At 58.8% G+C, this 13775-nt stretch carries 9 protein-coding genes; 3 read left to right on the forward strand and 6 right to left on the reverse strand.

Going from position 1 to position 13775, the window contains the following annotated elements; translation table 11 throughout:
• Positions 1-10: 10 nt before the first annotated feature.
• The 5 genes from ACV1FX_RS21095 to ACV1FX_RS21115 all read right to left on the reverse strand — a co-directional run bounded on the left by ACV1FX_RS21095 (position 11) and on the right by ACV1FX_RS21115 (position 7688).
• On the reverse strand, positions 11-955 hold the full coding sequence (locus tag ACV1FX_RS21095; protein ID WP_473119477.1) for a hypothetical protein: 945 nt from the start codon (positions 953-955) through the stop codon (positions 11-13).
• Between the two features lie 31 nt (positions 956-986).
• Positions 987-1394 (reverse strand): DUF4150 domain-containing protein, encoded by a 408-nt coding sequence (locus ACV1FX_RS21100; RefSeq protein WP_473119478.1) that lies wholly within the window; start codon positions 1392-1394, stop codon positions 987-989.
• Between the two features lie 3 nt (positions 1395-1397).
• Positions 1398-2474, reverse strand: coding sequence for a pentapeptide repeat-containing protein (locus tag ACV1FX_RS21105; protein WP_473119479.1), 1077 nt, complete (start codon positions 2472-2474; stop codon positions 1398-1400).
• The gene (locus ACV1FX_RS21110) at positions 2464-5619 is read right to left on the reverse strand and encodes a DUF2169 family type VI secretion system accessory protein (protein WP_473119480.1); all 3156 of its coding nucleotides are present in this window, start codon (positions 5617-5619) and stop codon (positions 2464-2466) included. The genes ACV1FX_RS21105 and ACV1FX_RS21110 overlap by 11 nt, the downstream gene beginning before the upstream one ends.
• A gap of 998 nt (positions 5620-6617) precedes the next feature.
• The gene (locus ACV1FX_RS21115; protein WP_473119481.1) at positions 6618-7688 is read right to left on the reverse strand and encodes a Gfo/Idh/MocA family protein; all 1071 of its coding nucleotides are present in this window, start codon (positions 7686-7688) and stop codon (positions 6618-6620) included.
• Between the two features lie 1176 nt (positions 7689-8864).
• Between ACV1FX_RS21115 and ACV1FX_RS21120 the strand changes: the two genes are divergently transcribed.
• Entirely contained in the window at positions 8865-9692 is an 828-nt protein-coding gene (locus ACV1FX_RS21120) for a type IV toxin-antitoxin system AbiEi family antitoxin domain-containing protein (RefSeq protein ID WP_473119482.1), read from the forward strand.
• The gene (locus ACV1FX_RS21125; protein WP_473119483.1) at positions 9689-10552 is read left to right on the forward strand and encodes a nucleotidyl transferase AbiEii/AbiGii toxin family protein; all 864 of its coding nucleotides are present in this window, start codon (positions 9689-9691) and stop codon (positions 10550-10552) included. The genes ACV1FX_RS21120 and ACV1FX_RS21125 overlap by 4 nt, the downstream gene beginning before the upstream one ends.
• Before the next feature lie 128 nt (positions 10553-10680).
• Here ACV1FX_RS21125 and ACV1FX_RS21130 read toward each other — a convergent pair whose 3' ends face one another.
• Complete coding sequence (locus tag ACV1FX_RS21130) at positions 10681-10938, reverse strand: hypothetical protein (protein ID WP_473119484.1); 258 nt, start codon at positions 10936-10938, stop codon at positions 10681-10683.
• 630 nt (positions 10939-11568) lie between these two features.
• Here ACV1FX_RS21130 and ACV1FX_RS21135 point away from each other — a divergent pair.
• Positions 11569-13290 carry an outer membrane protein gene (locus ACV1FX_RS21135; RefSeq protein WP_473119485.1) on the forward strand — a complete coding sequence of 574 codons (1722 nt, stop codon included), beginning with the start codon at positions 11569-11571 and terminating at the stop codon, positions 13288-13290.
• The last annotated feature ends 485 nt before the right edge of the window (positions 13291-13775 follow it).

Genomic DNA, 13775 nt, shown 5'->3' on the forward strand with positions numbered 1-13775 from the left:
CTCCTGCTGGCTACAGGAACAGCAGCGTACGCCAGTTTTGGGTCTTATACTGGCCGGTCGCGCTTTCGACCTCGCACACTCTGTTGACAACCTGGCGTTGATCGGAACTCAATTGGCCCATTTGCACCTGTGCGTCTGCTACTTGCACGCGCGTTTCGCACCAGGTGCCGTCGAGCTTGACCTTTTTCACGTCAGCATCGTCCACCACCTTGAGATAGGTCTTCTTGACATAACGGACGTTGGAATCAGCGACCTGTAGGTTGTTTCCGCCGATGACCCTGGTCATATTCCCCGTCACCTTTTTGAATTCGTTCCCGACCGTGAGTGTATTTGCAAAAGGGAACCTGATCGAGCAGTTGCCGCCACGGCTGATTGAAAGGTTGTAGCCATGCCTGACGCAGATCGCCCCGCCGAGGAACGCAGCTACACTAAGGCCCACAGCCTCGGTAACGTTTGCGCCTGCAACGCAGGTCACTTTGGCGCCGTTGTAGATTTCCATAGCCGAGCCGTGCGTGGTCCGTTTCGAGTTGCCGTGAGTGGTCTCCGACACGTCGCCCTTGGTGGTCTGCTCGAAATGCGAGGCGGTCATGCTGATGTTGCCCGCGGTTCCGTCGGCACCGGCGCTGATCGATACGTCGTTCTGGGCCGAGATCTCATAGGCGCCGTTTAGGACCTTATATTTGGCGTCGCCGTTCCTGACCTCGGTCGTGTGGCCGCGGCCGATTTTCATGAGCGAAGCGCCCTCAGCGGTTACCTGGAAGTCCTTCTGGGTGAAGGCAAGTATGCCAGCGTGGTCGCTTTCATGCTTGGTCGAATTTTTGTCGCTCGTTGTGATGAGGTTAGTCACAATCTCCTCCTCGCCGACCGAATAAGCGCCGAGCCGCAGATAGCTCGAGCTCGTCAGGGGAGAGTTTGGTGTTTCCGGGACGAAAAATCGGGCATAGGCATTCGACATAATCGGCTCCTCGGTCATTCGGATGGGTGCTTTAGCGTAGCGCCATGAACCGTGTTTGAGACGGTGATATCGACAGTCCGAATGTGTTCGGGCTGGAACCGTTCTGCTTGGTTGGCATCGCCATCTTGGTCGCCGGCGGGCCACCGATGAACAAATTGGTCGATCCCTTCATAGCGCGACCTGGACCCATGACCGTGCCGGACATGACGCCGAGGGCCACGCCCGCGTTATCACCCATCGATATCGCGCGCACCGTCTTCATATTGTGCGCCGGCATACACATGAGCAGGCAACGAGATTGGCTGGGAATACCTGTCGTGTTCAAATTGATATTCGGATAGGGGGTGGGCACGACGGCGGGACCGGCCGGTGTGTTGCATACATCGGGAAAGCCGAGATCCTGCGCCGACATGGGGCCGTTGGCATTGACGAAGGGCATGGTTCAGAACTCTCCATTGAACGGGGTCACGAAACTGGCATCGTAGAGTTCGGCAACAGCGCGTTCAGGCACCGTCGGCAGGGAGCTGCCACGCGCGCCGACGAACAGGCTGCCGTTAGTCGATGTGCAATGGAAATCGGTGCGTAGAAAGCGTGCGCCGGAGAAGTCGCTGCCATCGGCCTTAGCATGGTGCATCAGCGCATAGGGCATCTTTGCACCGCGAAACGAGGTGGACTTGGCGGATGCACGCGTAAATACGGCCATCTCCAATGTTGTGTCCGAGAGATCGCAGCTGTCGAGGCGCGCTTCCTGGAAGATGCATTGCTTCAAATCGGCGCTTCGCAGGTCGGCGGCTCGCAAGTCGGCTTTGTCGAACAGCGAATTCGAGGCGGTGGCGCGCGAGAGGTCGGCACCCACGAGACTGGCGCCTGACAGAATCGAGCCAGAGAGGTCTACGCCTGACAAGTTGACGCCGTTCAGCCTTGCCCCGCTCAAGTTCGCGCGCATCAGCGTCAGACCTGTGAGGTCTCGCTCGGACAGATCGCATTCCGCCAACAGGATAGTGTCGCATCGCATATTTGCGAGACTAGCGCTGCGCAAATCGGCCTGCGTGATGGCGGCGTTCATGAGTGTGGTGCCGTCGAGCACGAGATTGGTCAGGTCGCACTCCATGATGGCGCTTTGTGACAAGGTGGCGTCACGCAGGACGGCGCAGGCCAAGACACAGCGCATCATTGTCGCTTGAGTGAGCCGCGTCTCGCTGAAGTCGCCACGGCTGAGATCCGATGACATCAACGTCGACTGGACGAGATTAGCCCTTCGCCAGTTGGAATGGCCTGCGCAGCAATTGACAAACGTGCATTTGTCGAGGCTAGCGTCGGCGAATAAAGCGCCGCTGAAGTCGCAGTCCTGAAAAGTCATGCCGGTCATGGAGGTGCCGCCGAAGTTGCTGTTGCGAAAGGATGAGCTCTGCACGACACCATCGTTCAGGGATAGTCCAGACAGCGTCTCGCCATCGAGATTGACTTGGCGTACCGGGAGGCGGTGGGCGATTGATTGCAACAGCAGATCAATTGACATGGCGAGGGACCATAAGGACGGTACGCTCGATATTGGCGTTGCTCAAATCAACGGCGTCCAATGTCGAGTCCATCAGGTCGGCACCAAAGAGATTTACATTGCGCAAACTGGCGCCGGCCAGATCCGCCTGATTGAGATGTGCCTCGAGCAGGTTGGCAGCATAAAAGTCGCAGCCGCGCAGATCGTTGCCGGTGAAGACCGCGCCTTTCAGCGAGGTCATTCGGAAGGTTGCGCGCAACAAAGTTGAGTTCCCGAAATAGACACCGTCAAGCCGCGCCCTGCTGAAGTCGGTGCCGCTGATGTCGGCGTCCTGAAAGGAAAGCGCGTCCGCGCTGCTATGGTCGAAGCGGGCATCGCGAAGATCGATTTCACCGATGAAGCTGACCTGATCAAATTTGGAGGCACTGAAATTGAGTTGCGGCGCTGCCACTTTGAGGAAGCAGGTTTGCTCGAGGCGAGTGCCGGAAAAGACCGCACCAGACAGCGACAAGTCCATGAATTGCGTTCGCTGGAGAAGGGCACCCTGCCATACGCTGTTATCCAGGGCGGCTCGAATGAACCCGCATTGATGCAGCTGCGCAGAGCGGAATGTTGATCCGATCATTGGCAGGTGCAACATTTGTAGATTAGCGAGACGGGCGTGATCGAAGGACACACCCGCCATTCGCGCTCCGAGAACATGAGTACGTACAAGCCGGCCGCCTGCGAAACGCGCCCCGCGGCAGTCGGCTTCACCAAGATTGGCGTCAGTAAGGTCGCTCGCGCTTAGATCAGCGTTGACGAGCACCGCGCCGGCAAGCGTGGCCTTCATAAGTTTTGCGCCGGCAAGGTTGGTCCCGTTCAGCTTGGCGCGTTCGAGAAAGGCGCCGGAGAAATCCGCTTTGGCGAATTGCCTGCCCGACAGGTCGGCGCCGGCAAGATCGCGGCCAGCGAGCGAGCGGCCGCGGCCGTATTCCTCCTCCACGACCTCGCCCAGCGCGCGTGCCACGGCTGGAGCCAGCGCCGATTGAGGTTCGAGCGGCTTGGGTGAGGCCAGCCTGACCGCGGCCATGGCGGGCGCGAGCTGACCTTCTGCGCGATCGATCTCGGTCTGCAGGCCGGTCAGGGCCTCCTTACTTTCCCGGACGGCCTCATCCAGCGCCGCTTCGGTCGTATCGGCGAGCGGGGGTTGATCGGTCCCGACCAATGCCTCGAACGGCGCACGACCATCGCTGGCTAACGAGGGCAGGGTGCCTCTGAGCGCCGCTTCGGCGTCGGTGAAGACCGTGCGCAGACGCTGCACGGATTCAGCGGGTGCACCGTTGTTCTCGATCTGCGCCGTTATCTCGTCAATGGTCGGTGGCTGCGGCGGCTGGCACTTGACGCGCTGGGCTTCCTTTGGCAGCGCAAGTGAAGGGACGCCGGGCGGTGAAAAAGCGTCGTCCGATAACGAGGTTCGTATCGACTCAAGCGGTCTGCCAGCTGGCAGGCCGAAGAAGCGAGCATGCGCAAGTTCGAATTGCTTATGCTCGTCGACTGGGCGTGTTGCAGCGTCAACAATCTCGCCACGCCAGTCCTTTGCCCGCGCAAGCTTGGCTTCGAACTCGTGCACGAGGGTCGGATCAACCTCCGGCGGCAAGATAGGCAATGGCTGGATCTGCTCAAAGCTTGCATCCATCGCGTGCGCAGCGTCCATGCTGCCGATCGCGGCAAGCAACGTATCGATATCGCCCGACACGGCATCGCCGCCGGAAATCCCTTCATACGCCTTGCGCATAGGCTCGCATTGAGCAGCAAGCTTGTCGACATCGGACACGGCCTTGGACTGGACTTCCTCCACGGCATCGAGAATCTCGGCTAGGTCGATCTCGCCGCTCTCGAGTTCCTCGGGCAACAATTCGGGAATCGTTGACGGTTCGATGGGCGAGGTCTCGAATGTAGGGCGCAGCGCCGGTGGAAGATCGATACGTGCGAGTTCTTGATCGAGCGCCCAGCGCCTTGAGGCCTGCTGACGCGCTGCACGCTGTTCGGCCAATTCTCCTCGCCGTGCTGCGCGGCGCTCGTGCTCGGGAGACGAACGCGCGGGCGTGAGTTGATGTTCCGAAAAGGCGTATCGCGCGGCGGTTTTCGGGTCGAGGCGCAGCCGCCTGACATCCAGATAATGATCTATCGACCGAGCGGGATCGCTCTGCCGCTCGTAGGCGACCATAATGTCGGCAACGTCGCTGCCGTCGATTTCCTGCACGGCGGTCGCGGCGCGGTAGATCATAATGCCGCGGCGAGCACCGGCCAATAGCCACAGTGTGTCGATGCGCGTCTGCAGTTCGCTGACAGCACGCTCTGGAGCGGCCCAACCGATGAAGCATCGCACGCGAAAGGTGGGCAGCTGGCCTTCGATCAACGGATCTTCTGAGGAGAAGTTTTGCAGCGCATAGGGTTCTCCGCCGCAAAGAAAGCCGCCCAGGCGCTGGTCCAGCGGTGCGAACAGAAAGAGACGCGGATCGACATCAAGCGCCAACGCGGGAGCGGCTGATTTCAGCCACGCCGCGTCATAAGTGCCGGCGTGTCGCAAGCGCTCCTTATCATCGAGGGCCATTGGTCCGAACGCTGCGGGTCGCGCCGCTGTCTCGATGAACTGAACCGCATACTCGGGATCTTCCAGGTTGGGCAGGGCCACTACTTCGCCGGCCAGGCTACGGCGAAGAGCCTCGTGGCCCGTGCCGGTCGGATTCGTCGGATGTCCGGCCCCGCCGAATGCACGCTGACGCGTTAGCGGCATCTGCCGGAAAGGTTTGGCAGCTGTTGGTCGCCAGCCGGACGCCGTCATCTGCCAATAGCGATCGCCCGTCACCAACAGGCGCTTCTGGATCGGTCCGAGCGACCAGCCCAACATTATGCGCTGGATCGGCTGTCCCTCGGGCGCTGCCGCATGTCCACCGATCAGCACTTCTGCTTGCGGCTTGGGCATGCCGATATCAAGCGGGCTGCCGGGCGGAAGTTCTTTCGCGCTCGTGACCCAAAGTTCCTGCTCGCCCTCCAGGCGGTCAGCGCAGGGGTTTGCGAGGTCGAACATCGCCAAGGCGGAAATGATGAGGCTTGCCCCACGAGGACGTCGCTCGCATTTGGTCAACAGACCCAGCGTTCGGGGCTTTATAAGAATGGGCATGAGAGCGCCCCGCTAAATGTCCCACTTCGCAATCCTATTTCTCCGGCGTGACAGAGTTGCGAATTGATCTGTTGGCAACGGCGCGGTGAATTGACGCGCATGGCAGCCGCCCGCCCGGGCAGAGCCATCATTGTACGACACGTCAAGTTCGACTCGCCAGAACGGTCGCCTCACAAGGTTCGACGCTAATTAACGAGTTCTCTTTGCCGAATACGTCAAATCGAACCAGACCATCAGGATCAATGTTTGCGAACGGCTTGTCCGAATCCGCTCGGGGGAGACTGCTCGTGAATTTGTTCTCATGGGATGAAAAGACAGTGCATGAAACGCAACTGGCGGCGGTTGCAGGAACAACGCAAGCTCTTCGATCGTATCCAAGTCGATCCAGTCATGGCGAAATCGGCGACCTCCGAGGACAAAGCGACGCTTGATCACGATCGAGGAGGCCCTCGCATCAGGCCTGACCGTCTTTGTGATTGAGTACAGCAATTTCCATTCCAATGGCTGCTGCGACAATCGTAGGAAACGAAGGCGTTTCGTGCGGAAACGACCACTGGTCCGTGTCCAGTTTCTGACGAATGCACAACGCCTGACGTACTCGAAACAGCGACCATGGTTTGCCGCACGCGAATTCTTTCAAGATGACATCAGGAGCTTCAGTAGGGCAAACGTCGTCGGCACGTCGCTACAGGTGAAGACGGCAAAAACGTTCGCACTTGCGCTCTTCGCGTTCAGCGGTCGGCTTGGTGGCGACTTCGAGGTGTCCACGCCCGCGGTATCCCGCGATGGACTTAGGCAAACTGCTTGGGACTACCGGCTTACAACGGACGATGAAAACATGATGGCAGCGCCCACCACACTTCGAGGCCGAGTAGCAAACAAGCGGGTTCGCACGCCGGACACGGCAGCTCGGCCTCTTCCACGGCGCGAAGGTTTGGCGAAGGCTAGAATCCATGCAGGTCGAATGCGTTTCGTCCGCGTTGATGGCAGCAGTCTCCTCAGAGGACCAGTCGTCGATCGGTTGCAGGGACAAATCGCACCATGTCGGGCGTTGGATGGCGGGCACGTGGACGAGATGTGATCGTTTGGGGTTGCCCGGTCAGGATGGCCGTCTCAATTGCAAGCAGCGCGCGCAGGTCCGCCAAGCCTTCCTCGCCATCGGCTTCGGGCGGCGTTCCAGCTTTGATGCAATCTGAAAAGTACTGCACTTGCGCGGCAAAATGGTCGATGTGCGGAAACTCGGTTTCGCCGACCTCGCCGTCGCGGCGCAGTCGCAATTTTGTTGCCGTCTCGAACCTGAAGCCGGGGTCGAGTTCGATATCGCCCGACGTTCCGACGACCCGATAATGGTCGACGGTCGCCGCCCCGAAGCTGGCGACGAATTGGGCCAAACCGCCTGAAGGAAAACGCAGCAAGGCCGCGACCGACGCTTCCACCTCGCCGAACCGCTGGTCATCGATCGGTCGGTGCGCCATTGCCACGGCCTCGATCGGCTCTTCAGCAAAGATATGACGCGCTGCGTTGACGCAGTAGACCCCGACGTCCTGGAGCGGTCCACCCCAACTCGCAGCTTTGAGCCTGTGGTTTCCTGCCGCCGTCTGGAAACTGAACACCGATTGAAAGAAAAGCGGTCGGCCGATCGCGTCGTTGCGGATGTGTTCAAGGACCGCGACGGTTCCGGGTTCGTTGTGGAGCCGGTAGGCGGTCATCAGAAACACGCCGGCCTCGCGCGCAGCGGCGATCATAGCGAGGGCATCTTGTTCGTTGGTAGCCAGCGGCTTCTCGACCAAAATGTGCTTGCCGGCGCGAGCCGCCCGAACAGCGTAGTCAGCATGCAAATGGTTGGGCAGAGCAATATATACCGCGTCGACGTCGGAGCCTCTCAAAAGGGCATCGTATCCGTCATAGTTGACGACCTGACCAACACCATGGAAATCTGCCAGTCGCGCGGCCTTGTCTCGATGACCGGTTACGATTGCGGTAACCTTCGAGTTTGCGGACTGTCCGACTCCCGGCAAGAAGGCCTGTTGCGAAATCGAGCCAGCGCCGACGACTGCATACTTGATCATCATTTCCTCTCCGAGGGCTCGTGTTGGATCGCGTTCGTGGCTGGTGGGGTTCCCTCCAACCTCATTCGCTTCTGGCAGTCATACCGCAGGGACGAGGTCGTATCTGAGGGGTGCCACCCCATTTCCGGCGGGAGCCTCGGACCCTGTACTCATTTCACCTCCCTCCTGACTTCCCATCAGATGACCGAGTTGGTAGAGTAACCGTTAGGCTGCTGCCAGATCGAAACGGACCTGCCGCATTGCGCCTGAAATTGCGCATGCGCTGTCACAGCCGGCTCTCTGTGGCGGCAATAATTGACAAGTCGCAGGAACATCAGAACCCAAAAGGTTGGCGAGGACGGACATTCACGGTCCAGCAATTGCCGTGCCAGTAAAGACCTTGTGCAAGATCTTGCTTCGAACAGGGACGACACATAGTTGGGCCGACGTCAGGCTCCCACGCAAATGTCGCAAACCAGCCCCCGAGTAGAAAGCCCGGCACGGTGTGTTTTCGGAATGCAAGAATGCGGCCGTTTCAGGGGTGATCGACATCCAAGAAGATTCCTTAATGGCTTCCGTCGAGTCATGGATTGATGGTGATGAAGACCATAGGATCATCCGTCGCGATAAAATTGTGCTCCTGTGGTTACGACATTGGTGGTGCTGCCATCATCACCAATTCCAGAAAGAAATGATGTCTTCAGAACAAAGTCTCTTTGCGTCGCATAGCATCATGCGTTGATGGCACGTATGGTAGGCGCGGTGAATCCGGCCTTGTGATGCTCATTAGCGGCCTGCTGCTCCCTGCGGTCTCAGCAATTGCGACCGCAACGGCGCTGCTTTGGCGCTCCTGTCAGTATCCGAGGGCAAGCGGCGTTCTTCGCCGCCGGGATGTCCTTGTACACATTCCCGCAATTCTTCAGCGCGCAGCCGCTCCGCATGACACGTGGATTACTGGTCGCAGTCGGCTGCGTTTGGATGGCCGAGTGTCTTTGGCGGCGGAGATAGTTGGCGCGTCGAGAGTAACTCTCCCCGGCGAGGCGGGTATGACGCACCGTAAACTGTTATTCGGCACACCAGGGACGGAACTCTTTGAACCGTTTACATAAATCCGCTTCTTGCGCGGATTTTTGAGAGTGATTTGTGAGTTTTATCGAATCATGTTGAAAAATCCGCATTTGAAGCGGATAATAAGTCATGATTCATGACCAGCGCTCAGCCCTTGCGACTCACCTATCCAGCCTGCTTTCGGCGGGGAAAGTAGTCTTTACGAGCGCAGAAGCGGAAGAGGCCCTGCATATCGGACGGGGGGCCTTCCTTGACGCTGCCGAGCGGCTGCAACGGCGCGAGCACCTTCTGAATCCTCGGCAAGGGTTCTATGTGATCGTGCCCCCGCAGTTCGCTTCGTGGGGCGCGCCCCCGCCGCCCTGGTACATTGACGCTCTGATGCGGCATGAGAAGCAGGCCTATTACGTCGGCCTCCTCAAGGCCGCCGAATTGCACGGCGCAACGCATCAAGCGGTGATGGAATTTCAAGTCGTCACGGGAAAGCGCCTTCCCAAAATCCGCACGGGCCGGAATTTGATCGTCTTCTACTTCCGGAGGGACATGCTCGCCGTCGCGGACGGGATCGAGGAACGCAAAACTGATACCGGAACGATGAAGATATCGACCGTCGAACTCACGGCGCTCGATCTCCTGCGCTATCCGCAGGCAGCGGGCGGCATCGATAATGTAGCGACGGTTCTATCCGATCTTGGATCGAAGATCGACGGAGAGAAGCTTGCCGCCCTGTCGCAAAAGGCGGAGCGCCCGGTTGTTCAACGGCTCGGCTATCTGCTGGACCGACAAGGCTACGAGGATCGCGCGAAGCCAATGCTGGCCGCGCTCAATGCCAGAGGCGCGATCCCGTGGACGGAGCTTGACCGAAAAGAGAGCCGTGATCCCGATTTTGCACCGGAGCCGGTAGAGCGAAATGACCGCTGGCGAGTCGTCGTGCGACGGATGCCGGAGATCGATGAATGATCCCCGCGCAGAATATCGTGGCGTGGGGCAACGTCGTCCCATGGGCCGATCAACGGCAGGTCGAACAGGACCTCATCATGTGCCGGGCGATTGTCGCGATCTTTTCTGACCATCTCCTGAACAGGGAATTGCGCTTTCGGGGTGGCACCGCCCTCAACAAGCTCCATTTCGTGCCACCGCTCAGATACTCGGAAGATATCGACCTTGTCCGCACTTCGGCGGGTCCGATAGGACCTATTCTGGACCGGCTCCGTGCCGTTCTGGAGCCGTGGTTAGGTCGGGCGCAGTTCGACCAGAGCCCCGTAGCGCCGAAGCTGCGATTTCGCGTCGAAGCGGAGGACGGGAGCGGCGTCCCGATTCGGCTTAAGGTAGAAGTCAATGCCCGCGAAATCACGGCTTTCGATCCCGCTGCGGCGTTGCCTTTCAGCGTTGAAAACCCTTGGTTCACAGGGAATGCAAATGTCCAGACCTTCTCCCGGGAGGAGATGTTGGCAACGAAATTGAGGGCGCTTCTCCAGCGCGATAAGGGGCGCGATCTCTACGATCTTGGCCACGCGCTTGAGCAGTTTGACGGGCTGGACGCGCCTCGCATCGCTGCACTTTTCGTCCGCTACCTTGAACGTTCCGGGCAGGCGATTACGAGGGCGCAGGCGCAGCAGCGTATGTTTGCGAAGCTCGCCAATCCGCGCTTCGTAATCGACATGAAGCCGCTTCTGCCCGCTTCGGAAGCCGAGAAATTGACCGAGGAGTCCACGAATAAGCTTTTTGAGAATGTGTTCTTCGAGCTCATCGAGCGCATCCCGGGCGATCCCTGGGCGCGCAGCGACGAGATGAAAAAGCGCTTTCAGCTGAAACGCTGAGTAGATCAGGTCAAGAGCTCTGGAAGCCTCAATTTGTCGGCGACATCGACGACTTCGTCGAAGTCCAAACCGAGTCCCGCAGCATAAGCCTTCAGGCTTCACGCTATCGACGTATGACGCTCTCGGTTCTACAGTCTTAAAGGAGATGATGCCGCTGCCGCGCAGCACCCGAAATTTCCATCGATCAGAACGACAGCGAGCTCGTCAAAGGGTTTTGCCGGCAGATGTCGGATGAAGCCGAGCTGACGCGATCCCGGCGGGTGTGGCACTTGATCCGATAGGCTCATGCGCGGGCGGTCGCGGTTGTTGGAAGCTTCATTCTTGTCCTGCGCCACCTGCATTAAGCGCTCGTCACGCGAACGACGCGATTTTATCGCGAATTCCATACACCAGCGACCGCATCGAGCACTCACTTCAGCTCATCCACTGAACCCACTCGAACGTGTTGGGGCTGAATTTCCCCTGGCGATCCGCACATCAGCTGGACCGCCCGTAATCGGGAGTTGAACTCGGCGCGCCACGGTGTCTCCAGGGCGAAGCGAAGCGGAATCTGTTCCCTCTAACCCGCAACCGTCACAGCGGCCTCGAAGCGTTCGCGTGTGGAAGCTGCGAGGCGTCCCAAACCGAAGTGGTCCTGCATACCGCGGATGATGTCCTCACTCGGAATCTCTATTCGGGCAGAGCGGCCTACTTGAGGGCTGCGTGATACCATATGTTGTAAGTCAACAGCACGTCTGCCGCTATCCTCACCGGACGATTACAGAGTGTCCCCCTATCCATCCGCTGGATGCCGAGCGTCAAGCGCGCGGTATGACCGTCATCAGACGCGGACTTGTTTCAAAGATCATCGGTCTTGTTGCGAAGGCGACATCACTGACGAGCAACTGCAGGGAATGCGCGCCGCGTCCGATGGCCTGGATCCTGCACAACATTCGCCCCGTGGAAGCAGTGCGACAACGTCGGTCATTCGGCCTTCGTTGCAAGTTGGCGCGCGCGTTGTGTGTTCGTGAGGTGATATGAGACCTGAACTTTTGTTTTGGGGGACGGCAACGGCAGCGCTCGTTGCAAGCGGGGTCGTCAATTCGGCAGATTTTAAGCCGGCAGTAAAGGTCCCGCCTGTCTTATGGAGCTGGACCGGAGGATATTTCGGCGGGCAGGTCGGCGGGGGCTACGGCCGGACATCATTTAGTGATCCCTACGGTCCCTCGATCTATGGCGACGTGGTCGAAACCCCTGTATTCCTGGCAGGAGCGCAGATCGGTTACAATTGGCAGAGAGACCACTGGATCTTTGGCCTTGAATTGGATGTCAGCGGCGCCATCTCGGACGGTGCAAACACCTGTCTTGCCGCTTCCGGTGTTCTCGTGAGCGCAAACTGCAACGCAAGTCCGGACGTCTTCGTCACCGGGACCGGCCGGCTAGGTTATGCCTTTGGCCCGCAGGGCCGCACGCTTGCCTATTTCAAAGCAGGTGTGGCCTGGCAACACAACCACGGCGATATCGCCAACGGTAACGAGTTTCGTAGCAAGCCTTACCCCTCCGGATGGGCGCCACAGAATGCAACCCATTTTGACTATGGTCGTTTCGGAGGCATCATCGGCGCGGGTGTCGAACACGCGCTCACGCCGGCGTGGTCGGTCAGTCTCGAATATGATTATCTGAAGTTCGGCGGACCAAGTGTGGCAACCCCTTCGACGCTAGAATATCCACCCTTGGCAACGGTGCCAGCTAACACCACTCACCTGTCCAGCGGCTACCAGATCGGTAAGATCGCTCTGAACTACCATTTTGATGCCGATACATTGACGCCGCGATGGCCGGATACGTCGCTCTATCCGATAAAGCCGACCTTTAGCGCGCCGGCTATTCCCTTCGCCGCAGGCTGGTCGCTTGAAAGCGGCACACGGCTCTGGCTGAGCCGAGGAAAATTTCAATGGGAAAATGGTCCGCCGGGTCTTGTGTCGAGGCTGACCTATCACAAGCTGGATGGGATTTCCGGTGAGTTGTTCGAACGGATTGACAGCCCCTGGGGGATCTTCCTGAAGGGCAATATCGGATTCGGGCTCTTTAACCGCGGGAATGAGAATGATGAAGATTGGGGCTTAGTTCCGGACGCCGGCGATCCCATGGCCTATACCAACACGATCTCGGGTCAGGCGAACGGAAGGTTCATGTACTACACGGCCGATGCGGGCTATGATTTTTTGCGTGGGAGCACGTACAAGATCGGTGGATTCACCGGCTGGACCTATTACGGCCAAAAGTCTGATTCGACAGGATGCGTTCGGATCGCGTCGCTTCAATGTCTCGCGCCGGGCGATCAAAGGACAGTAGGCAGCCAAGATACCAACTGGAATGCGCTGCGCATCGGCCTCAACGCTGAGACCATGTTTCTCGATCGTTGGCGCGTGAGCGCCGATGTCGCTTATTTGCCCTGGACGGATTTCCAGGGGCGCGACAATCATCTGTTGCGCGACTTCACGACCTTCAACGATCATCGCGGGAGTGGTGGCCATGGGGTACAAATAGAAGGCGTTCTATCGTACCTCATCACCAGCAATTTCAGCGTCGGCGTCGGCGGTCGTTACTGGGCGATGTGGAGTCCGAGAGATAGTGAGCAATTCGCCACCCAAGCCGAGCAGGCGCGCACCTTTCCCGTCACCTCTGGGCCTTACCTTGCGAACTATCGCATGGAACGATGGGGCACGTTCCTGCAGGTCTCCTACAAGTTTCACTAAACTCCTTCCCCCCTCGCTCTACGCGTCAAAAGACACCGACTAGAGGGCGACCATCAAAGGCGAAAGCTTAGGTGCCGTGCCTCGAGTCGGCCGGAGGCTGCAAGCTGCAAGCTTTTGAGCCGTCAAAGCTCAAAGGCTTGCATCGTTATGACGGGAGGCCAGGCGCTGCCGGCGGCTAGAATGATCTGCTTTTGCCGACAGATCTGCCATTACGCTCCCTACATCCCAAATGCGTGATTGGCCTTTGATAAAATGGCGTTCGATCACGGTCAGATGCGGCAACGGCGAATCGCGCGTCGATTTCTCTATTGCAAGCTCCTGGTCTCAAGATCGTTCTGCCCTCGCGCCACAGCCGCCAATTTCTTCGCTCGCGCAAGCTTAAGCGTTGTGAAACGTCGATTGCAGCTTTCTGCAGCCTAGACCGCCGAACTGACCACAAACCGATCAGCGGCATCTCGCGGGGACCTTGCACAGGTTCTCGAACT

This window comes from Bradyrhizobium ingae (assembly GCF_055791185.1).

Excerpts from the sequence above, each read along its gene's own strand:
- ACV1FX_RS21095 (WP_473119477.1), bottom strand. The coding sequence starts at position 955 with ATGTCGAATGCCTATGCCCGATTTTTCGTCCCGGAAACACCAAACTCT.
- ACV1FX_RS21100 (WP_473119478.1), bottom strand. The coding sequence starts at position 1,394 with ATGCCCTTCGTCAATGCCAACGGCCCCATGTCGGCGCAGGATCTCGGC.
- ACV1FX_RS21105 (WP_473119479.1), bottom strand. The coding sequence starts at position 2,474 with ATGTCAATTGATCTGCTGTTGCAATCAATCGCCCACCGCCTCCCGGTA.
- ACV1FX_RS21110 (WP_473119480.1), bottom strand. The coding sequence starts at position 5,619 with ATGCCCATTCTTATAAAGCCCCGAACGCTGGGTCTGTTGACCAAATGC.
- ACV1FX_RS21115 (WP_473119481.1), bottom strand. The coding sequence starts at position 7,688 with ATGATCAAGTATGCAGTCGTCGGCGCTGGCTCGATTTCGCAACAGGCC.
- ACV1FX_RS21120 (WP_473119482.1), top strand. The coding sequence starts at position 8,865 with ATGATTCATGACCAGCGCTCAGCCCTTGCGACTCACCTATCCAGCCTG.
- ACV1FX_RS21125 (WP_473119483.1), top strand. The coding sequence starts at position 9,689 with ATGATCCCCGCGCAGAATATCGTGGCGTGGGGCAACGTCGTCCCATGG.
- ACV1FX_RS21130 (WP_473119484.1), bottom strand. The coding sequence starts at position 10,938 with ATGGAATTCGCGATAAAATCGCGTCGTTCGCGTGACGAGCGCTTAATG.
- ACV1FX_RS21135 (WP_473119485.1), top strand. The coding sequence starts at position 11,569 with ATGAGACCTGAACTTTTGTTTTGGGGGACGGCAACGGCAGCGCTCGTT.